18 protein-coding genes and 1 pseudogene are annotated in these 21,919 nt (G+C 44.8%); 7 read left to right on the top strand and 12 right to left on the bottom strand.

Going from position 1 to position 21,919, the window contains the following annotated elements:
- Positions 1-19 precede the first annotated feature (19 nt).
- The gene (locus JWG44_RS16800) at positions 20-772 is read left to right on the top strand and encodes a pyridoxine 5'-phosphate synthase (RefSeq protein WP_205276160.1); all 753 of its coding nucleotides are present in this window, start codon (positions 20-22) and stop codon (positions 770-772) included.
- On the opposite strand, the gene JWG44_RS16795 is transcribed toward JWG44_RS16800, so the two are convergent.
- On the bottom strand, positions 744-1,781 hold the full coding sequence (locus tag JWG44_RS16795) for a tetratricopeptide repeat protein (RefSeq protein WP_205276159.1): 1,038 nt from the start codon (positions 1,779-1,781) through the stop codon (positions 744-746). The genes JWG44_RS16800 and JWG44_RS16795 overlap by 29 nt on opposite strands.
- On the opposite strand from JWG44_RS16795, the gene JWG44_RS16790 reads away from it, so the two are divergent.
- Together JWG44_RS16790 and nadB are read left to right on the top strand one after the other, a co-directional pair.
- Positions 1,729-3,546 carry a S41 family peptidase gene (locus tag JWG44_RS16790; protein WP_205276158.1) on the top strand — a complete coding sequence of 606 codons (1,818 nt, stop codon included), beginning with the start codon at positions 1,729-1,731 and terminating at the stop codon, positions 3,544-3,546. The two genes, JWG44_RS16795 and JWG44_RS16790, sit on opposite strands and share 53 nt — an antisense overlap.
- A 1-nt stretch (position 3,547) precedes the next feature.
- The gene (gene nadB, locus JWG44_RS16785) at positions 3,548-5,146 is read left to right on the top strand and encodes an L-aspartate oxidase (protein ID WP_205276157.1); all 1,599 of its coding nucleotides are present in this window, start codon (positions 3,548-3,550) and stop codon (positions 5,144-5,146) included.
- 409 nt (positions 5,147-5,555) lie between these two features.
- Here the strand turns inward: nadB and omp85 (JWG44_RS16780) are convergent, their stop codons facing one another.
- The 10 genes and pseudogenes from omp85 (JWG44_RS16780) to JWG44_RS16735 form a co-directional block, all read right to left on the bottom strand.
- Positions 5,556-7,070, bottom strand: coding sequence for an Omp85 family outer membrane protein (gene omp85 / locus JWG44_RS16780; protein ID WP_205276417.1), 1,515 nt, complete (start codon positions 7,068-7,070; stop codon positions 5,556-5,558).
- A 159-nt stretch (positions 7,071-7,229) separates the two neighbouring features.
- Complete coding sequence (lsa25, locus tag JWG44_RS16775) at positions 7,230-7,913, bottom strand: surface adhesin Lsa25 (protein ID WP_205276156.1); 684 nt, start codon at positions 7,911-7,913, stop codon at positions 7,230-7,232.
- Positions 7,914-7,920: 7 nt separating this feature from the next.
- Positions 7,921-9,477 (bottom strand): Omp85 family outer membrane protein, encoded by a 1,557-nt coding sequence (gene omp85, locus JWG44_RS16770; protein WP_205276155.1) that lies wholly within the window; start codon positions 9,475-9,477, stop codon positions 7,921-7,923.
- A gap of 246 nt (positions 9,478-9,723) precedes the next feature.
- Positions 9,724-10,335 (bottom strand): annotated as a pseudogene (locus JWG44_RS16765) (M23 family metallopeptidase); the annotation flags it as partial.
- A gap of 169 nt (positions 10,336-10,504) precedes the next feature.
- The gene (locus JWG44_RS16760) at positions 10,505-11,188 is read right to left on the bottom strand and encodes a cupin domain-containing protein (protein ID WP_232371700.1); all 684 of its coding nucleotides are present in this window, start codon (positions 11,186-11,188) and stop codon (positions 10,505-10,507) included.
- A 212-nt stretch (positions 11,189-11,400) separates the two neighbouring features.
- Positions 11,401-12,177, bottom strand: coding sequence for an XRE family transcriptional regulator (locus JWG44_RS16755; protein ID WP_205276153.1), 777 nt, complete (start codon positions 12,175-12,177; stop codon positions 11,401-11,403).
- Between the two features lie 605 nt (positions 12,178-12,782).
- Positions 12,783-13,295, bottom strand: a complete 513-nt coding sequence (locus JWG44_RS16750; RefSeq protein WP_205276152.1) for a biotin/lipoyl-containing protein — start codon at positions 13,293-13,295, stop codon at positions 12,783-12,785.
- A complete protein-coding gene (locus JWG44_RS16745; protein WP_205276151.1) occupies positions 13,292-14,755 on the bottom strand; it encodes an acetyl-CoA carboxylase biotin carboxylase subunit in 1,464 nt (487 codons plus the stop codon). The genes JWG44_RS16750 and JWG44_RS16745 overlap by 4 nt, the downstream gene beginning before the upstream one ends.
- Entirely contained in the window at positions 14,752-15,549 is a 798-nt protein-coding gene (locus JWG44_RS16740) for a lysophospholipid acyltransferase family protein (protein WP_205276150.1), read from the bottom strand. The genes JWG44_RS16745 and JWG44_RS16740 overlap by 4 nt, the downstream gene beginning before the upstream one ends.
- A 968-nt stretch (positions 15,550-16,517) precedes the next feature.
- Positions 16,518-17,618: an LIC11274 family protein gene (locus JWG44_RS16735; RefSeq protein WP_205276149.1), complete on the bottom strand. Its 1,101-nt coding sequence runs from the start codon at positions 17,616-17,618 to the stop codon at positions 16,518-16,520.
- Positions 17,619-17,762: 144 nt separating this feature from the next.
- Here JWG44_RS16735 and JWG44_RS16730 point away from each other — a divergent pair, with 144 nt between their 5' ends.
- From JWG44_RS16730 to JWG44_RS16715, 4 genes are read left to right on the top strand one after another with little or no spacing between them, the layout of a single operon-like run.
- Positions 17,763-18,644, top strand: a complete 882-nt coding sequence (locus JWG44_RS16730) for a DUF2225 domain-containing protein (RefSeq protein ID WP_205276148.1) — start codon at positions 17,763-17,765, stop codon at positions 18,642-18,644.
- Positions 18,641-19,438 (top strand): tRNA pseudouridine(38-40) synthase TruA, encoded by a 798-nt coding sequence (gene truA / locus JWG44_RS16725; RefSeq protein ID WP_205276414.1) that lies wholly within the window; start codon positions 18,641-18,643, stop codon positions 19,436-19,438. The genes JWG44_RS16730 and truA overlap by 4 nt, the downstream gene beginning before the upstream one ends.
- A 2-nt stretch (positions 19,439-19,440) precedes the next feature.
- A complete protein-coding gene (locus JWG44_RS16720) occupies positions 19,441-20,268 on the top strand; it encodes a hypothetical protein (protein ID WP_205276147.1) in 828 nt (275 codons plus the stop codon).
- A complete protein-coding gene (locus JWG44_RS16715) occupies positions 20,265-21,554 on the top strand; it encodes an LIC11270 family surface protein (protein WP_205276146.1) in 1,290 nt (429 codons plus the stop codon). The genes JWG44_RS16720 and JWG44_RS16715 overlap by 4 nt, the downstream gene beginning before the upstream one ends.
- A gap of 109 nt (positions 21,555-21,663) precedes the next feature.
- Here JWG44_RS16715 and JWG44_RS16710 read toward each other — a convergent pair.
- The coding region (locus JWG44_RS16710; RefSeq protein ID WP_205276145.1) for a hypothetical protein at positions 21,664-21,919 on the bottom strand (256 nt) is incomplete at its 5' end.

Here is a 21,919-nt window from a genome sequence, read left to right as displayed (position 1 = left end):
TAGCAAAAAGGAGAATCCGTTGAAAACCAAGCTGAGCGTAAATATCAACAAAGTCGCAACTCTTCGAAATTCCCGAGGCGGCGATATTCCCAATCTCATCCACTTTGCGGAATTGGTTCTGAAAGCGGGCGCGGAAGGAATTACGGTACATCCTCGAGAGGACGAAAGACATATCCGAAAGGACGACGTCTTCGCTCTCAAAGAATTTATCACGAACTACAATCAAAAAAACAAAACCTCGATCGAATACAATATCGAAGGAGAACCCTCTTCCCGTTTTATCGAACTGGTGCTCGCAACAAGGCCGGATCAGGCCACTTTGGTTCCGGTCACACCGGGAGAAATCACATCGGATCACGGGTTTGACTTCCGGAAAGATTTGGATTCAATTCAAGAATATTCTAAAATTCTAAAAAAGGAAGGAATCAGAACCGCGCTCTTTGTGGAAACCGATCTGGAAAATCTAAAACTCGCCTCTCTTTCAGGGGCCGATCGTGTGGAATTTTACACCGGTCCTTTTGCGGAAGAATTCGGTCGTTCTTTTGAGGCAGGGAAGAATTCCTTTGAAACGTTGTATGTTCCGGCGGCGCAGGAAATTCTTTCTCAAAAGATGGGAATCAACGCGGGACACGATCTGGATCAGAACAATCTTCGGATTTTCTCGAAACTCCCGGGTCTTTTGGAAGTTTCGATCGGTCATCGTTTGATCTCCTACGCACTCGAAGTCGGAATCGACAAAAGCGTTAAGGAATATCTTCAAGCTCTTTTGTGAGTTCTCGAAATCCCTCGAAGTTCGGATCTCCTTGGATCAAATAGAATGCCGCCTTTTTGAGATGAAGCGCGAGATGTCTTGAGTTTGTATTTTTCCGGGAGATCGTTTCCAGAGTCGTTTTGAATTTTTTCAGGTCTTCGATCGCCTTTGTTTTGTTTTTGGATTTCACGGACTGACGAAATTCTTTCCAAACCTTCGTGACTTCCTGGTTCGGCTTCTGATTTTTTTCCAGAGTTTGTTTTCGTACCACTCCGGTCACGTCCCAGACTTCCTTGTATGGATGGGAATTTTCCAGAAATTTATAATATTCTTTTGTATAACTCACCGTATTCGGTTTGAGATTGAGAAGGGATTCCGATTCTCCCACACATTCGGAGAAGATCCCTTTTTTGAGAGATTCTTTTCCGATCTCTTTTATCTCGGCGAGAACCATCAGATCGGCGAGAGTTTCATTCTTCTTTCCTTCTTTGCAGTTTTTGATCGCTCGGAAATATCTTTTTTCCACCTCGTCGATCGCAAGCGCCTCGCCTTGTTCCAATTCTAAATAATACGCGGCTTGAAAAACCTGGTCTCGATAGAGAGTATCTTCCTGGTCCGCCTTTCTCGCCCGCAGAGCGTATTCCAGCGCGTCCTGATAATTCTTTGTGGAAACAAAAAGTACGGAAAGATTGTAACAGGAAAGTGCCCGATCGGGTCTTAGAGAGCGGCAACTCGATTTTAAAAGTTTGATCGCGGATTCCCTTTCTTCGGGGGTTCCGTAAAATTCTAAAATCGCCTGTTCTTGTATCATTTCGAGCGCGAATCTTCCCGAGCCGGGAAAAGAAACCGTCGAACAAGAGAATACGAATTGGAAAATCAAGAGAAGGAAGAGTGAACTTCCGCCCCAAAGGGATTGACACTTTGAGATTTGAATAGAGAATGAACCGAAAATTTCCTGAAATCTGAGGGACACGAGTTTGAAAAAAGGATCCGCCGCGCTTTCGTTATTACTTTCCACTCTTTTGACCATATTTATCCTGTACTGCGAGCCTACATCCGGCAAGTCCCCGGTCAAGGCGGACTTTACCCTCAAAGACTTTGATAACGTGGTAAGCACCGTATCTCGGTATTATATCGATAAGAATATCGATAAAAACCGAGCCTATCGAGAAGCCGCGATCTACGCCCTTTTGTCGCTTCCGCATTCCATCTATCTCTATCCTGAAAGTTATTTCAAGGAAAGAGAAAAGTATGAAGAAAAGGACGAAACTTTTCCGGGGAAAACTTTCAAAATTTCCACCGACGATTCCTTTGTCCTCTTCGATCCCGACTACGCCGAAGTGGAAAAGATCAGAGATCGTAAACTCAAAGAAGACGCAAACAAAACCAAGGTCAGCGACGACGAAGTCAAAAAACTCGTAGAAAGGGAAAAGGTTCGTAAGAACGTCCTTTCCGCAAAATGGGAACAAACCGGTTTTAGCAAAAAAGACTTTGATCGAATTCTCGCCTACATCGAAACGAATATAGACAAATACAAGGATTCTCCTCTCAAAGATCCGTTTGGAGAAGCCGAAGAAAAAACCAAAGAACCGTTTACGATGAACGACGTCCTTCTCGCCGCTGCGAACGGTTATCTTTCCTCTCTCGATCCTCACAGCAACGTCTTCCTCCGTTCGGCTTGGGAAGAATCTATGGCGAAAATTCAAGACGGAAGTTTTGAAGGAATCGGCGCCATTCTTTCCGGAGGCGGCAACAGAGAAGTTGTGGTGGAGAATCCTCTCGAAGGAAGACCCGCCGTCAACGCCGGAATCCGTTCGGGAGACGTGATCCTCGCGGTTGACGGAAAGTCGATCAAAGGAATTCTTCTGGATAAGGTTGTCGAAAAGATCAAAGGAAAAAAAGGTTCCAAGGTCGCTCTTACGATCCAGAGAAAAGGGGTTCCCGGAACTCTGAACATCGAAGTTGTGAGAGATACGATCGAGATCAAAAACTTAAGCAGTAAACTCATCGAAGGCCACGAACATATCGGTTATATCAAACTCACCGGTTTCGTAAAATCGGAAGACGGTCCTTCGGTGGATCGTGAGTTGATGGAGAAATACAAAGAACTCGAGAAAGAAGCTCAGGCCAAAGGAACCAAACTCAAGGCCGTGATCTTGGATCTTCGAAGCAACGCGGGCGGTTATTTGGATCTCGCGATCGATATCGCGGATATGTTTATCGAAAAAGGTCTGATCGTCTCCACAAAAAGTCCTAACAGAAGTCCCGAAGACGCCTACGCGAAGAATAAGGACATCACCAATCTACCGTTAGCCGTTCTGATCAACGCGAAATCGGCTTCCGCCTCCGAGATCGTCGCGAGCGCGATCAAACACCACGGAAGAGGTTTGATCTTGGGAGAAAGAACTTTCGGTAAGGCAACCGTTCAAAAGCTGATGCCTCTCGGAAACGACTATCTGATCAAACTCACGCAGGCTCGTTACTATTCTCCATCCGGAAATACGATTCAGGTAGTGGGTGTAAAACCGGACATCGACATTTCTTCCGAAGAGGACGGATCCTTTCCGTTCCGATTCAGAGAGGAGAATATGTGGAATCACCTTTCCGAACTTCCTGCAGCCGCGGAAGAAAAGAGTACGTTTGACGTGAAAAAACTAGAATCCTGGGTTCAGAAAAACGGAAAAGCGACCACCTTTATCGCGGAGCACAAAAACGACCCGATCAAACCGGATTATCAACTCATTCGCTCTTTGGATTATATAGAAGCGCTGATCAACACGCAAAAAAAGAAATAGTATGCCCCGCATCAAAACGGACTTTTTAGTCTTAGGGAGCGGAATCACCGGTCTTTTCGCCGCGTTGAAACTAGCTCCCTTCGGCTCCGTCATCATTGTTACCAAAAAATCGGACTACGAATCCAACACAAACTACGCTCAGGGCGGAATCGCTTCCGTCTTCGCCGAAGGTGATAAACTTTCAGACCACGTTGCGGACACTCTCGAAGCGGGAGCCTGGCTCTGTGATCCGGCCGCCGTACAAGTATTAGTCGCAGAAGGCCCTCCTCTCGTCAAAGAACTCTTAAACTACGGAGTTCCCTTCAACCTGGGACCTTCCGGAAAATTCGATCTTTCCCGGGAAGGAGGTCACGGTAAGAACCGGATCGTACACGCTCACGACAGAACCGGAAGAGAGATCGAAAAGACCCTTCTGAAAGTCGTAAAATCAAATTCGAATATTCAGATTTTAGAATATCATACGCTTGTGGATTTGATCACTCCCCACCATTTGAAACAAAAGGGACTCGTCTGTTACGGCGCTTATGTACTTTCCAACCAAAGCGGAGAAGTATTTCCGATTCTCGCAAAAGAAACGATTCTTGCGACCGGAGGAGCCGGACAAGTCTATTCTCATACTACCAATCCAAAGATCGCCACGGGAGACGGAGTCGCTTCCGCTTACAGGGCGGGAGCGCTCGTCAAGAATATGGAATTCTATCAGTTCCATCCGACGGCACTCTATCACGAAGACGGGGATTCTTTTTTGATCTCGGAAGCGGTTCGAGGAAAAGGTGGAATTCTTCTTTCCCTCGATAAAGAACCGTTTATGAAACGGTATCATCCGATGGCGGATCTGGCGCCCAGAGACGTGGTCGCGCGGGCGATCGACTCCGAGATGAAAAAACGAGGAGAAGAACACGTCTGGTTGGACATCTCACACCTTCCTTCCACGGAAATCCGGGAATCCTTTCCTTCGATCTACGAAAAATGCAAAGAACTCGGAATCGATATTACGACGGATCTCATTCCCGTAGTTCCCGTAGCTCACTTTCTTTGCGGAGGGGTCGCTTCGGATTTGGAAGGAAGGACCACCATCGCAAATCTTTCGACGGCGGGAGAAACCGCTTGTACGGGGGTTCACGGAGGAAACCGTCTCGCGTCCAACAGTCTTTTGGAATGTCTTGTGTTCTCCAATCGGATCGCGGAAAGAATTCGTAAAGAGAAACCGGACTTTTCCTCCGCGCACGATCAAATCCCCTCTTGGAATAAAGAAGGAATGGTCAATACGGAAGAATGGGTTTTGATCTCCCACGACTTAAACGAAATCAAAAGTACGATGAGTAACTATGTGGGAATCGTCCGTTCCAATCTTCGTCTCGAAAGAGCCAAACGAAGAATGGATCTGATCTACGAAGAAGTAAAAGATTACTACAACCGAACCGTGATCACAAATCCGCTGATCGAACTCAGAAACTTAGTCATCGTCGCGGAACTCATCATCCGTTCCGCGCTTTCAAGAAAAGAAAGCAGAGGTCTTCACTTTTCCACCGATTATCCTGAAAACAGAAATCCGTCCCGAGTCGATACCGAAATTCGAAACGACAAAGTTCCTCTTTAAGAAGAATTGTTCGTGAAGAAGGTTTTCTCATTTAGAAATTTTTTTCAGTAAAAAATCGAATTCGAAAAATGATTCTTTTCTAACTTACAGCAATTTCGGTTTAACAAAATGCGAAAGCGATTGTAGCGGAAATTCCGAAGGAATTGGAGCGAAAAGCGCGGTCGGGAGCCTTTTTTTGGGCGAATTTTGCGACCGATTCGCCCGAACCTTTCTACGAGCTCGTCCAAACGTTAAAAAGAATTCTACAACACCCTGCCGAACTCGTGCGTAAACGATGGAGTTCCTACAGATTACGTCTCTTCAACGGATTTTGAATTTTCTGACTGACCGATTTACGTTCCATTCTCATGGGAGTTCCTACGTTTTTGTGAAATTCTCTCTCCCGTTGATTCGGCATCAATTTCCCTTTTTAAAATACGTGACTGAAGTTTACAAAGAGCTGCTTGTCTTCCCTCGAAACCGCGTAGTCGATCATGATGATCGTCGCCTGATTCCATGCGATCCGCAAACCCAACCCCTGAGAATATTTATAATCCTTGAACCCTGCCTTGTGTTCGTCATTCCAAACCCGACCGAAATCCCAGAAAGGAACCAGATTGAGAGCGAAGTATTCCCCGCCCACCGAAAAATCGTAGAACTTCCAACGGACTTCTACGGTTCCAAAACCCATCGCCCGTCCCACAAATCGATCCTGTTTGTATCCGCGTAAGGTTCTAAGTCCTCCCAAACCGGAAACCGTATTTTCGGTTCCCCAAAGATTTCTATATTCAAAAAACGGTACGTCCCCGTCCGATACTCCGAAACCAAAACGAGAAGCTAACACGAGTTTTTCGAACGTCTTTGGAAACGGGCTATAGAAGAATTTTGCATGACCGAAATATTTCTGAAAATCGAAGTTGGAACCGATCGTCTTCGTCGCCTTCTCATACGTCGCTTCTAAGAATACTCCGGAGTTCGGGTCCGGTTCGAAATCCCTCGTATCGTAGACAAGGCCGACCTTCGCTGTGTTCACATAACCGCCGTTATAGCCTAAAATTTTTCCCGCTTCCGCGTCTTCGGTCAATTTTGTCTTTGCGTTAGGAACTTCTCCGGAATTGCTCAAAGGAGTTCCTTCCAAAATCGGATCCACCGCTTTTACGAATTTCCCGTCATACAACTGCACGATGTTATTCGAAAAACGAAAACCGGCGACGAGCCTTACCGTTCCGTGAAAATAAGAACGTTCGGAACTGAAATTCAACTGCGGTGTCTGAATCGTATATCTGTTATACATACGATCAGTTACGTTGAACGCCGGCCCGGCCGGAACTCCGGAGTAAGTCCTTCCGCCAAGCTCGATCGGATCTCCGGGACCGCCGGGTCTTTGATACATAAAAGTGGATTCTTGCGCGCCGTATTGGGCGTTGTTTACCTGCGGGGCTCCGGGTTGATTTCTTTCCTGATAACTCAGAGGTTTGAGCGTGGATTCCCCGACTCCGAAATAGAGCGTCGTCGGGGTGATCGTAAGAAGGGCGTCCGCACGCAATCTCCACTGAGTGTTTGCGATATACGGCATATCCAAACTCAACTGGTGATACTGCGCATTCTTTGTCGTATTAAAATATTGAGCGAAAAATCGAAGTCGATAGGGAGTGTATTCGAAAAAAGGATCCGCCTTTTTGCCGTTGTTATATCCGTATACCCGAACCCCGTAGCCGATCCCTTCGTTCGGATCCGAGTTGATAAGGGGAAGACCGGTCGGATACCAACCCTCTTTTTTATTGTCCAGATCCTTCTGACACATCTGTTTGACCCTATCGATTCGAAAAGGAAGATCCTTTCTTTCCTCGGGTTTATCACAACCGGTAAAATTTTCCTGGGAAAAAGCCTCGGAAACAAAAAGGGTTAGAGTGAAAAGAATCGAAATGGAAAGAAGAGTTTTCATTTTCATCGTATAACACCAAAAAGATTACGAATTTCTAACCAACCAGTTTTGGTTGTCAAACGGAATATGAGATTTCGCTCACATTGTATGTTCCGAAGAAATGAAAACTTCTCCCGAGTTTTTGGATTCAACTCGGGAGATAAAAAAGTTTCTGAAGAATTAAGGAAGACTCCTTACACAACGAACAAAGTATCTGCTAGTTTTGGAAAAACTAGTCTCTTCTCCGAAATGTGAAGTCGTAAAATTGACGGCACGAGCCGTATCCACGGTGCTTTCGTTTGCCCAGGAACTCCAATAAAAATCCTCGACCGTGTTCGGAAATTTAACGAGAAGTGCGTTCAAACTTCCGGATAGAGTCAGCGCTTTTAATTCTATCAAGGAAGGAAGTCTCCAATTTGAGAATCCGCCCGTCCGATCCTGGCTACAGGAAGTAAAGGCTTCGCTAGTTCCCGTAAATCCGGGAGTCTGCCCCACAAGAACGGGAGGAAGCGAAATCGTATTACAGTCGCTCAGGTTGAGTGAACAGTATTGTAGTAAAGTCGCTCCGTATCTTCCGATCACAGTTGAACTGTTGTTGATTCCTTCACAATCATAAGCGCCGTTTGCCCCTGTTCTTAGAACCTGTCCTTGAGAACAGATTTTCCACATAAGTCCGGACATCGAGTTGGTTACGGTTCCGGATGCAGGATCCGCCACGTAGGGAGTAAAAAACAACATCCCCGCAAGAAGCACATTCGCATCCTCGTTGATAAAGCCCAGAGTCGTATCGTCAGGTTTTTCTTCGCAATTGGCAAAGAACGAAAGTGCAATACTGAGTATTAGAATATTCTTATATTTTTTCATGATTCCCTCAGAATATATGGTTAAAGTTCATAAATATTTGTTTGTCCTCTTTGGAAACCGCGTAGTCCAACATGAGAATCGTACTCTGGTTCCACGCGATTCTAAATCCCAAACCTCGGGAATATTTATAATCCTTTAGACCGACGTTATGCTCGTCGTCCCAAACGCGACCGAAGTCCATAAACGGCACCAAGTTTAAAGCAAAGTGCTGACCTGCAACGGTAAAGTCATAAAATTTCCAACGAACTTCTATGTTTCCCCAACCCATCGCTCTACCAGAAAAACGATCCTGTTTATAACCGCGCAACGTGCGAAGTCCGCCAAGACCGGTGATACCACCTTCCGTGGACCATAGGTTTCTATATTCGAAAAAGGGAGCGTCCCCGTCCGTCATTCCAAAAGCGCCTCGACCGGCGATGACCAGTTTATCAAAAACTTTTGGAAAAGGGCTGTAGAAAAATTTCATCTGGGTAAAATATTTGGAATATTGGAAATCGGACCCCAGCGCCTTTGCTACTTTTTCGTATGTGGCTTCCAAGAAGATTCCTCGGTTCGGATCCGGCTCTAAATCCCGAGTGTCCAAAACCAAACCGACTCTTACTGAGTTTACATTCCCACCTTGAAGACCGATAATTCTTCCCGCTTCCGCGTCTTCCGTTACCTTGGTTTTTGCGTTAGGTGCAATTCCGGAATTGCTAAAAGGAGTTCCTTCGGTAAGCGGATCCGTACTTTTAACGAATTGACCGTCAAAAGTTTTGACGATGTTTTGTGAAACTCTTACACCGGCGACCATCCGAACCAAACCGCCGAAAAAGTTACGTTCCCCGCTCATGTTAGCCTGTGGAGAACGGATGTCATATCGATTGTACATCCTGTCAGTCACACGAAATGCGTCGTTGACAGGAAGCCCCGAAAAGTTGGTTCCTTGGTAGTCAACAGGGTCTCCGGGTCCGCCGGGTCTAGTAAAGAAGATGTTTTGTTCCCGATTGTGATAGGTTGCGTTTCTCACAACCTCGCCGCCGGGTTGGTTTCTTTCCTGATAGGAAAGGGTCTGTAAGGATCTCTCACCCACGCCGTAATAGAGAGTGTTCGGATTTGTATCGTAGATTAAGTCTCCGCGCAGCCTCCACTGAGAATCAAATAAATACGGTGCGTCAAAACTGATATCCTGATATTGTCTGTTCTTTGTCGTATTAAAATATTGGGCAAACATCCGGAAACGATACGGAGTATATTCAAAAAACGGGTCGGTTTTTTTCCCGTTGTTGATCATAAAAATTCGAACCCCATAACCTACGCCTACGTTCGGATCCGAATTCAAAAGAGGAAGACCGGTCGGAAACCAACCCTCTTTCTTTTTAGAAATATCTCGAACCGAGAGACGTCTCATTTCCGAGATCGGAAAAGGAAGATCTTTTCTCGGTTCGCGTGGAGTAGCCTCCACACCGGGTTCGTCCACTTTCGGCGGAGGATCCTTCGGATCTTTTGGTTGTGCCTGCACGTTTCCTGCGAATAGGAGGAGCAAGGCGAATGCAAAACTTACGAGTTTCAGAAAATTCTTCATGGAGTTCCTGTTTCTATATTTCAGATCAAAACGGAAACTGTTCGGCCGCATACTGTCAATAGGATTTTTCCAAGAATTTGGAAATACGTTAGTAAATCTTGGGTCTTATCCGAGCTTTTTATAACAGTCGGTATAATATGCTCAACGTATAACACTGCCCTTATGACGTTTTGATTTCTTTTGAATTTCAATACGGGATCGTCCAGAATTTATCTTTGTAGGATGTCCCATTTTGTTTTTTGAAAATCGCCGATTTGTACGAATGAATTCTTTTGGATTGAGATATCCATTCTGCTCCCTTCCATAACCGCCGCCGGTGGGAAGAAAGAAATTTTCACGAAGTTCAAAATGAAGGTGTGGACCGTATCGTCGGTTCGCATCTCCGATTTTTCCGATACGCTCGCCTCTACGAACACGATCTCCTATTTTCACGGACATCTTGGAGAGGTGCGCATAGAGAGAATTGATCCATCGTCCGTCGGGAAGTCGATGCGAAAGAATGATCACATTCCCCCAACCCGGACCTTCCTCTCCCGCAAACTTGACAACTCCGTGAGAAACTGAATAGACAGGATCTCCATAGTCGTTTCTCCCGATTGCATTCCAATCCTCTCCAAGATGAAAATTCTTTCCAAAAGGTTGTTTGTCCATATAACCTTTTGCGTTTGGAGCTCCTACAGGGAAATCAAATCCATCGGAAATAGAATCGGGATGTTTTGAGAAGAATTCTTCCGCGGCGCTCAGGGTAAGTTCTTCTGGGGAGGGAGAACCCAAAAGGGAATCCTTTTTATTTTCATAACAAGCAAACGAGAATAGAAAAAGAAAAATTCCGAACCGTACCCATCCGGAACTTTTCATTTTAGAAAGAAGATAAAATCGCATGACTAAAAAGCGAGAGTAGAATGGTTTCTTTTGAAATCAAGCCTTCTTGCGAAATTGAATCCGGAAGAAAAAAAGACGGACTTCAAGTTTCAAGAATCTATTTTTAAACTAACAAAATTCTTCAAACTAAAAGAATTTGGCATGTTTATCCTTTTTGTCTCCACTTCAGGGAATTCTCCCTTTTCCAACTTCGATAACCCAATAAACGCGCCGTTGGTGCGATCATAAAAGACAAAACTTTCTGCACCGGAATCGGAGGTGAAGCCAGATACGTATCTCCAAAGTAGTCGGTTACTAACATCGCTTGTAAGAAGAATTCGAGATCTGTTCTTGGTTCTTGGTTTTCCGTCAAAAAACCGTGGAACTGAGTAATAAACAACGCCCAAAGAGCGGGTGGATTCACACGAACGATTCCGATAAACTCACGATCGCTTCGGTTGAACGGCTGATGACCCAGCCCCTTCGGCACGGTATGAGATTGACCGGGGCCTAATTTTATTTCAGCCCCGTCGATCATCAAAGTCAAAGCGCCTTGTTTCACCGTAAAGGTTTCGTCGTAATGAGGATGGATATGAGGTTCCGGAATGGCTCCTCCCGGTTCCAGATGCAACTCGACTTCGGCGTAAGCGCCGTTTGTTTCCTTGTCGGTTTTCAGTACGATATAACGTTCTTTGGCAAAATGATTTTCCATCACGTCTCCCACGATCGGATAAACATCCGGATTAGCGGCAGGTTCCGGAAACAAATAGCGGTGTAATAAATTACTCAGGAGAACATAGGCGATAAGAACTACGATCCCCTGGTAAATAAAATTCAGATACTTCTTCAAATGTAACTCCAAATTCGAAAGACGCTCGGTAAAGAACCGAGTTCTCCGATTTGGAATATCATAACGTTTTAAAATTCGAATTCAATTACCAAGAGGTAAATCCATCAAACTTTATGAACTTTCCGATTTTTCCCGATCGAAAACGTTAGAGTTTTTCAATCAAAAGAAAAAAGGATCGGACTCGGGTTATACAACTTTCTAAAGCCGTGTTTTTACTTTGCCGAAGCGGCCAATTCTGAATCGGTACAAATTAAGTCCCTCATCGTATTTTCCGTAAAGCCATCGGAAGGAACCCAGGAGTATATACGATTCGAACGGGCGTTGACTTCGAACGGATGTCCGCTCGCGGTATGGAGCACGTCAAAAATTAGAATTCCGTTATATTCTAAACGAATTGTTATCGGAGTCTGGTCGGTTTTGTTAAACAGATTCAATTCTGGATCCGGTCTGTTCGTCGATCTTTCTACCGGTCTTATTGAATTCTCCAAATGACCACAGGTAATGATTCTATCTTCTAATTCCCTATTTTCCAAAAGAAAATGTCCGAGTCCCCTGTCGCCAAACATAAACTCATACGCGGAAAGACCTTCCAGTGTGGATTCTTTTCCCTTTAAAGCGGCTATTAACCTTTCTAAAACACTGTTGACTTTTAAGACTTTGTTATCCCAGCTCACCACCATTGTGGGGGCCGTACAGAGACCGTTGATATGTTTAATTAAAAGCGGCTCTATCTTCATAGGTTCGTCCTTTTCAACGATTTCAAAATCCGAAGAAAACCCGGCGGCAAGAAATAGCGTATTTTTGTAAGGATCCGAAATCTCCAGCGCCTCCGTTAATTTTCGAACGATTTCCTTTCCTGGTAAAGCTCTTCCCGATTCTAAAAAGCTGAGATGTTTGCTCGAAATTCCCGCGTCCAAAGCAAGATCCAACTGACTTTTTTTCTTTGCGTTTCGTAAACTTCTTAGAGTATTTCCGAATGATTTTGACATAGAATGTTACCCGATAACCGCCCTTCTTGATCCAAAAAAGATAAGAACCCGCCCCAAACTCCTACGATACAAACCGTGAGAGTCTCGTCTTAAATTCCCGAACGATCGTTCCCATTATTATTAATTATAATTTGGTACAAATCCGGAAAAATTCTTATCTTCTTTGTCCGCTTTTAGACCGTTCCCCTTCCTATCCTAAAAAGAAAACTGAGGAAAATAGAATTTAAGTTTTTATCGCAATGGAACAAAGGACACTTTTCCAGGAATGAACGACTAACAAAGCGAAGGTGCCCCTTCCCTGTTTCGATGATAAAAAACATATTTCTAGGATACTTCTTTCGATCGGTTCCAAGACTTTTTATTTCGATACGCTTCCGAAAAAGACAAAAGATTAGTAGGTTCTGCCCCAAAATTAGGACAGAACCTTGCAACTTGATCTTTCTGATAAAGTAAAATCGAGTTTGGAACACGTTATAAGATAGAACACCCTCGCCGGCAAAGGTCAAAGGCCTCCTTTCGATACGCGCGGGTTTTCATGGAAGTTGACTTTTGAAATATCTGAACTACGTTCCGTTGGTATTTCAAATTTTTAGAATATTCTAAACTTACGATTTTTTAGAATCTAAATTCAATTTAAGAATCAGATCGTCCTGAGAAACCATACTTCCTTCCGATACGGCGACTTCTTCCACGGTTCCGTCTCCGGGTGCGAGGATATTATTTTCCATCTTCATCGCTTCCACGATGGCAAGAATCGCGCCCTTTTGGACGACTGAACCGGGAGAAACCAAAACACGGATCACCTTTCCGGGCATAGGACTTTTGATAAAACCGCCGCTTCCTTCTTCGAGATGGATTTCCCGATTGGAAAGAAGAATTTTAGTATTCCATCCCTTGTAGTGGATGAAGATCTGATTTCCTTTTCTTAGAATTCTCCAGTGATTACCGGGACCGGAAAATAGGCCGTTCCCCTCGCTCTGAAAGTTACGAGAGATTTGAAAGTCGTGAGCGACTCCGTCTAACAGGATCGATACGGAAGTGACTCCGGGGGAACTGGAACGAACCTTTACTGGAATTTCTTCTTCCCTATGTCTAAAACGAAAATTTTCTTCGATCACCAAAGACCTCCCGGTCCCACCGCTTCCCAAATTCCGGAAGACTTTTTCTTTTCGGAAAGAGCCGCCGCCGCAAACGAAAACGCGTCCGCTTGGACGTCTCGATCCGGCGTAAAAGCGATCGTCTGTTCTTCCAAAAAGTGAGTGTGAGTAAATCCTTTCCTAAATTCTTCGTGAGAAAGAATTCCGGAAAGATAAAACGTGTTTGTTACGGGCCCGAAGATCACCGTGGAATCGATGGATTCTTTCAAACGAGCCGCGGCTTCCTCTCTTGTTTTTCCCCAAGAGATCATCTTGGCGATCATCGGATCGTAAAACACCGTGATCGAAGATCCTGTTTCCACTCCGGTGTCCACTCTGAGAAATTCCCGATCCGGAAATTCAATGTATTCTAATATACCCGTGGAAGGAAGAAAGTTGTTCTCGGGATCTTCCGCGTAAATTCTTGCCTCGATCGCGTGTCCGTTCTGAACGATCGCCTTTCCTTGTGTGAGTTCGGAAAGTTTTTTTCCTTCGGCGACCCGAATCTGCCATTCCACAAGGTCTTGTCCGGTGATATATTCAGTTACCGGATGTTCGACCTGCAATCGAGTGTTCATCTCCAAGAAGTAAAACTTTCCGTCTTTCCCGAGGATAAATTCCACCGTTCCCGCGCCGACGTAGTTGATCGACTGAGCGGCTTTTACCGCGACCTGACAAATTTCGTCACGTAAGGAAGAAGGTAGGTTCGGAGCCGGAGACTCTTCGATTACTTTCTGATGTCTTCTTTGGATCGAACATTCTCTCTCGAAAAGGTGCATAACGTTTCCGTGTTTGTCTCCAAACACCTGTACTTCGATATGTCTCGGAGTTTCGATGTATTTTTCGATAAAGACGGTTCCGTCTCCAAAAGCCTTTTGCGCTTCTCTCTGAGCGGATTCGAGAGAAGAATGAAATTCTTCCGGTTTATAAACCCGTTTCATTCCCTTTCCTCCTCCGCCCGCAGTGGCCTTGATCATCAGAGGATAACCGATTCTTTGCGCTTCCTTTTCCAGGTTTTTCGGATCCTGATCTTGTCCGTTGTAACCGGGAACCACCGGAACTCCGGCGGCTTCCATCTTGATTCTGGAATTGATCTTATCTCCCATCAGCTCCATGGATTCGGGAGTCGGTCCTAAAAAAAGAATTCCTTCTTTTTCCAGGGCCTTTGCAAATTCCTGTTTTTCGGATAAGAATCCGTATCCCGGGTGAACGGCTTCGGCTTTGGTTTTGCGGATGGCTTCGAGTATATTCGGAATGTTTAAATAAGAAGAAGCCGGACTCGGCTCGCCGACATACACCGATTCGTCGGCGAGTTTTACGTGTGGGGAATCCCGATCGACGTCCGAATAAACCGCTACCGTTTTGATTCCGAGTTTTTTACAAGTTTGTATTACGCGAACCGCGATCTCCCCGCGATTGGCGATCAAAAGTTTAGAGATCAAGAGACTAATACCGTTTCCTTTTGAACTTCGGACGAAAGAGAGGCGTCTAAAATTTTCTTTTCCTTACTCATCGTCTCAAAGAGAAAATCTCTGAATTCTTCCCAAGTTCCAAACGTTGTCGGATCGTAACTTCCGATCTGTTTGTAAGCTACTACAAATCCTCTTTCCATTTTTTGATATCCGGTGATTCCGGATTTCAAAACTACGACTACCGGAATTTTATTTTCAAAGGCGAGTTTGATCATTCCCTTTTGCATCGGCTGAATTTCTTCGGTATAAGAATTGTGTCCTTCCGGGTAAACGATAAACGAAGTTTTATGCAGACCTTTTAGAAGACTCCGAACCGAAACGGCGATCGTAGTCGCCTTTGAAGATTCAAAAACCTGGGATCCCATCGCCTTCATCCACCAATAAGCGATCAAAGTTTTTTTGATCACTTGGTTGGCCAAAAAGGGTTTGTTTACGACGAGACAATCATAAGGAAAATCGAGTTCGTTTACGTGGTTGATAAAAACCATAAACCCTTTTTGGGGAATTTTGATTTCTCCGAGTTTTAAAAATCTGGTGCCGGTCATCCACTGCACAGTCCTTCCCCAGGTCGCGGAACCTCGAAGAAAAGCCAGATTCTTTTTCTCTTGGTTTCGGACGATCGCGAAAAATAAGCCTGCGATCAGACTCGGAAAGGCCCAACTGAATACGAGCGGGAGCGTGATCAAATACGTTTTTAAGACAATCCTGCGATAGGATTTTGGAAAGCGACCTAAGCGGCTCTCCATAAATTTCAATGGGTTCATCGAGAGCAATTTTTTGAAGGATTCCATTTTTAGAAAAGCTAGTTTTCAAGGGAATTAGAATCAATTGTTCCATGAATCGATTGATTCTTAGGAACCGTTTCCTCCCATCGTCGATCTTTTGGGAACGAAAGACCGGAAAGAGGAGAATGAAATTGCAACCAAAATCTTCTTCATTTATAGGAGTTCCTACAAAATCGCTTTCTACTTGTAGAAAATCTTACTTCCGCGATCGGGAGATTTTTCTCATTTATACCGGCAACGCGATCGTTAAAAAGCGTCGCTCGAGTTTCCGCGATCGGGCCCTTCTCTTTAACGAAAGAGAAGCGAGTTGGATTTTTTTTTGCGAGAACAACCCGGTTCGGATTTTGTAGGAATTCCGACTGAGAAAGTTTGTACTTGCCAAAAGTAGAATTTTCTGATAGAGGAAATTCCCCGAGTTTTTCCCTGCGATGCGATCCTTAGAGAGCGTCGCACTGAGTTATTCCACCTCTCCTCCTCCACCCAACGAGCATAACCTTACCCACAAAGTGGAAAAGCGATTTTGAATGAAGAAGGATCCCAGTATGACTTTTTGTAGGAGTTCCTACAAAAGCTCTGAGAGAGAATATTCCTTGCAAAATACTGATTTTCTGATAGAGCAAAATCTCCCGGAGCCTTCCACCACCCGCCCCGCCACCCAAAAACAGGGCGGGGCTTTTGTTTTACGGAGGACTGTCGTTGTTACGACAGGTTTTTCTTAAGATTCAGTCTACTTTGTGGGTAAGGTTATGACCCAACGAGGGTGGGGCGCGCGGCTTTTATGGAAAAGTCGTAGTTGTTCCGACGGTAATTCTCAAAAAGAAGACCTTCCGAAGGAATTTTTGCGCGAGAATAAAAAAGCCCGCTTTTGGAGGCGGGCTTCGTTTAACGAACAGAATTCATTTTTTCGAATTCAAGTTCTAAAGAAAACATCGGTTTAATTCTTCCGATTATTTTTTCTCACCCATCAACTGTTTTCTTTTCTCAGGATCCCATTTGAGGAAGATTCTATTTTTGACTTCGTCGTCGAAGATTTTTTCCAAAACGTCCACTGCGTCTCTGCGGTATTCTTCCGGAATTCTTCTATCAAAAACAGGACTCATTCTGTGATCGTATTCAAGAGTCGGGTTTTGCGAAAAGTCGTACGTTGCTCCTTGTAAGGTGACTGCCTCGGACGGACCCGCTTTTCCTTCGTCGTCTTTAATCGCTTCGGTCTTTGCGTCGCTCTTAAAGAGAAAGTAGTTGTCGTAAGGATATTTTAATTTGAAGATATTAATCGCATTCGCTCTTGCGTCTCTACAGAGTTGAATCGCTGCGAGATAGTGTTCGATTCTATGCTTTCTATGACTCGGTTGCAACTTCTGGTGTTTTTCGAGATGTTTTTCGATCTTGAGGGCGTTGTTCCGGGTTTCCTTAGCAAGTCCTAAAAACTTGTAACCGGTTTCCATATTCTTCTCGATCGCGTATTTGTTGGTCACATAGTGAAACTCTCTCGGGTTGTACATTCTTCTTGTAAGAGGAGATTCACGATCCGCAGTCATATCCTTTACGATATAAGAATTTTTACTCAACTCGATCGCGATGTCCACGAGGTTTCTGTCCTCGGGATTGTTCTGATTTTTCTTCTCGATCGCGGCTTTTAAAATTTCATCGCTTCTTTCCACATAGTATTGGGAAAGTTCTTCTAGGAGCATCTCGGTTCCGAGTTGAGCTTCCAAAAATCTACGGTATGCGTTTACGTGATTGTTTTCGAAGTAATACTGAAGACCTTCCTGGTAGAGTCTCTTCAGTTCCTTATATTTTTTAACTCGGTCTCCTTCGGGTTCAGGAGTTGTTCCGGTTTGATTTCCGGTCGCGGGTTGTGTTCCCGTGTTCTGCTGATTCTGCCCTCCGGCTACCTCGCCTTTGTAGTTTCTTACGATCGGCTCTATGACACGGAGATAGGTCAGTAACTCCACCCTTTTTTTGTAGGCCTTGCTCGAGACCGCCTCTCCAAAAACGGACAAAGGAAGAATGGAGATTGCTATTAGTATGAGAATCAGTCGTTTCATCGGTTAACCTTTTCCAAAGTTTCTCCGGATTCAAGGCCCGGGGCAACACAGAAATTAGTGCTTTTCTTCCTACTCTATCGGTTAGAATGGTGTCCGAATTGACAGCTTACGCTTGTTTTTTTCGGGTTTTTCAAAGATAAGAATATGACAGCCACTGCAATCGCACAAGGAAAAAAGATCTCATTCCGCGCTAAGGAAGATACGGTCTGTCCGATCTGCCACGAAGTCCACCAAAAAGAGAATATGTTTCAGGGTGGCGGTCGTTTGATCGCCGGTAAACTTACGATCGAACTCAGAAGACTCTACGAAAAAAACCGCAAGTTCGGTCGTGTAAGCCCGAATGATTATGTCATCAGCGTCTGTCCTCGTTGTCTTTATTCAGCTTTTTCCAAGGATTGGTCTACGTTAGACGCCGAGGAAAACGAAAAGATTCGTTCCCAGTCCGACACGCGCCGTTCCAATCTCGAAAAGATCCTCGGGCCTCTGGATTTTTATCAGGAAAGAAATTTAGTTCTCGGCGCGGCGTCCTATCTTCTTGCGATCGAATGTTATCAGAATCGTAAGGTCACGGTTGCCCCCACTCCGAAAAAAGCGGTCTGCGCGGTTCGAGGGGCATGGTATTTCGACGACCTCAACAACGATTTTCCGAATTTGGGTTTTGATAAGGTTCGAGACCTCCTCTATCAAAAGTCCGCGAGTTGGTATACCGAGACGATGGATATTATGCAGAGCGGATCCGAACCCGTGGATCAGGCTTCCTATCTTTTAGGACCGGATACGGATAAGAATTGGGCTTTTGACGGAGTGATCTATCTTTCCGCTTATCTCACGATGAAATTCAAGGACGAGTTAGCGCAAGACCCTGCGGCCAAACTCAATCTTTTGGTAAGGGCCAAAAGAACACTTTCCAGACTTTATGGATCGGGAAAAGGATCCAAATCGAAACCATCCGTAATCATCGACATGGCAAAAGAACTCTATGACGAATACAACAAGATCATCGAAGAAATGGGAGGAGAAAAATAAACTACGCCCTCCTCGTCGAATACGACGGTCTTTGTTTTAACGGCTTTCAAACTCAAAAGGATCAGCCAAGCGTTCAGGAGAATCTGGAAAAGGCGGCCTCCATTCTACTCAAAGAAGCGGTCGATATCTCCGGAGCGGGAAGAACGGACACGGGAGTCCACGCTCGCGGAATGACGGTCAATTTCAAAACCCAAAAAACTGTTCAGAATTTCAGCAAGTTTCTCTTGAGCTTAAACGCACTCACAAATCCGGGACTTTCCATCGTTTCCATGGCGGAAGTGGATGAGAATTTCGATTCCAGATTTTCTTGTCAGTCGAGAGAATACGAATATCTCATTCTCAATACGAAGTTTCCGAGACCGACTTGGAAAAATCGAGCTTTCTGGTATCAACATAAGATTGACGTTCCACGCTTGGAAGCTGAACTGGAATTATTAAAGGGAGAACACGACTTTCGAAGTTTAGCGAAGGCTGTCTCCATGAAAAATCGTTCCACGGTTCGGACGATTTTAGAGGCGAGACTGGAACGAAGCGCGGAATTTGACGGTCTCTACAAAGTAAGGATCCGGGCGAACGGCTTTCTTCACAATATGATTCGGATTCTTACGGGTACCCTTCTGGAAATCGCAAACGGCAAACGAAAAGATACAAACATTCTCCAGATTCTTTCTTCTAAAGATCGAACGATTGCCGGTATCACACTCCCACCTCACGGTCTTTACTTTGTAAGAGCCTATTATAATTCTTATCCTTCGATCGATTCGATGTATTCTTTTCGGGACCTGTATAAATAATCATGTTGTCTTGTTCTCGAACTTCTACCAAACGTTTCCTTCTTCTTTTTTTGACCCTCGTTCCGGGAATCCTTTCCGCGTCTCCGAAAAAACCGGGGGTTTTCGAACTGTTAGGCGGATATCAACCGGACTTTATAAAAAATAAATTGTTTACCGATTTTATTCCAAAGCCGCTCGCTCAATCCGGAAGTCTTCCTTCGAGTGGAATCGTTTCAAAAGAGGATGAAGAAACCGAGGCGCAGGAGGAGGAAGAAGCGGAAAAAAACGCGGGTTCGTTTTACGATAATCGAAAACCGGAAATCGGAGTTTGGATGGGGGCTTCAAATCCTTGGCCCGGAACCGAAACTCAGAAATATTTGGACACAACTCTCGGCGGCGGTTTCTTTTTTAGAATTCCTTGGCCTTGGATTTTTTACTTGGAGATGGGAGCTTTTTACGCAAACTATCTTTCCGCGACGGAAAGAGCTCTGACAACGATTCCCGTTTATCTTGCGTTAGGTTATAAGATTCCTCTCGATCTTCCGATCTCCTTTATCGTCAGAGCGGGTGGAGGAGAAGCTTTTGTCGTAGCAAGACCTTCCAACACATCCCGTTGGGATCCGATGATGCTCATCGGTTTGGAGACTAGTTTTGTCGCGGGGAAAAAGATTCGGATTGGAATTCGGATCGATTACAATAAGATCTACGAATCCCAATTGGACGCTCCCGCAGAATCGAAATACTATTACGCGAGTCCTTACAGCGATTCGAGACTGACGAACCCGAACTATTACAGGGTGGTCGACGCTGAATTTTTTCAATTCGGATTGATGGTGAGTATATTCTTATGAACCGATCTTCTTTTTTATTTGTTCTGCTTCTTTCGAGCTTTTTCCTCTTTTATTGCCGAATAGGAAATTGGAACGGAAAGGGTTCGAGCGACCCCGTAATCAGCACACTCTTCAATCAGAGAATGCTTCTTCTCGCAAAGGGAACCTATGCGACCGATAACCCGATCGGTTTTGAATCGTATTCCAATGGGACGGGACAAATCTATCAGGACGCAACTGGCGCCGGACTCGATCCCGTTTTTGATACGACCGGAATTCCGACCGCGTCCGGTCTCCCGATCTTTATCGATATCGGGGAAATCCGAATGTCTACTAAATTCCAAGAAGGTCTTTTTAATCTGAGTTTGATCAAGAACGTAAAGGACACGAAAAAATTCTGGGATGAGATCGCTCCGAACCGTCAGGTATTTTGTACGATTCCATATACCACAAATTCCAACTCCTGTCGTTTGAACGACGGAGAACTCAAAGCGATTCAGTTTTTCAACGGAGAGGGAGTCGCCTATCCTTCCAACGATCCAACCTCCGCTACCGATTGGGGAGCTTTTGGAAACGGTCCGGTTCAATACTATTATACGGGGATGTATCTTCGTTCTCTAGTTACCGCATGGGCGAACGAACCCGGTCTAACGTTTTCCAATCTTACCTTATTCGACAACTATAGAGTTCCCGGAGTCAATATTGTTCCTAGGATGAGTTATCAACCCACTGCGGATGCGACAACTCAAACTCTTTTTCCCCCTCTTGTCTTTCCTCTTCTTTATACTGTGGAAGACGGCGATCGGGATATGCTCGTTTATCCAGGATTTGATCCTTATATTCTGGAAGTAAGAATGAACCTAAAAGAAAATTTGATGGTACATTCCTACGTTTCCGGCTTGGGCGGGGTGAGAACGATCATCGCCGTAAGCGATTGGAAGGGAGACGCGGATCACAACGGCCAGTCCAATATGGGAGGAGGACTTCTCCTTCGTTCCAGGATCATCCGACCGGAGATCGCTTCGAATTTAGTTGTGTTAGGCGGAACCGCTTCCACAAATCACTACTACGGAATCTATCGTTTGAGCGAAATTAACATTGATACAAAGTTGCCTCTGATCGCTTCTCCCGTACAAGGCGCTCAAACTCGGATGAAATACATTCACGCGGGCGATTATAGAATTCGTTGTTTAGGAGATACCGCTCGCGTAGACGGATTTCCGGAAACGGTTGTGAGAGAGACTACCTTTACGGTTCCGGAGAACGCTCCTAGATCCGAAGTGCAAGTTTCTTTGACTTGTCCTTAAAGAAAAATCGCGCTCGATCCAAAGGACTTCTTTGGGACCGAGATTGAAGAATCCATTGATCTTTCCTCCTAAAGCCAAAACATTCCTTTTTGGAAAATAAGAGAAGTCTTCAGCAATGAATTATGCAAAAAAGAATCAGGTTTTGAATCTGAGATTCGTGTTGTTGGAGTTCCGACGACTTTTGAGCAAAAGTCGCGCGGCCCCTTACCCACAACTGAACTGAATCTTTAAAAGAATCCGTCGTAACAACGACAATTCTTCCGTAAAAAGTCGCGCGCCCCGCCCTGATTTTGGGAGCCTGTTGAAAAAGAAAATCAGAGAATCTCTCGTGATTCCGCCCTAAATTGCATTGGGTTCCTTTTTCT

Origin of the sequence: Leptospira ainazelensis (assembly GCF_016918785.1) — a bacterium.
GTDB lineage: Bacteria > Spirochaetota > Leptospiria > Leptospirales > Leptospiraceae > Leptospira > Leptospira ainazelensis.
Note: the sequence above shows the minus strand (reverse complement) of the source record. Positions and strands in the feature narration are given on the sequence as shown.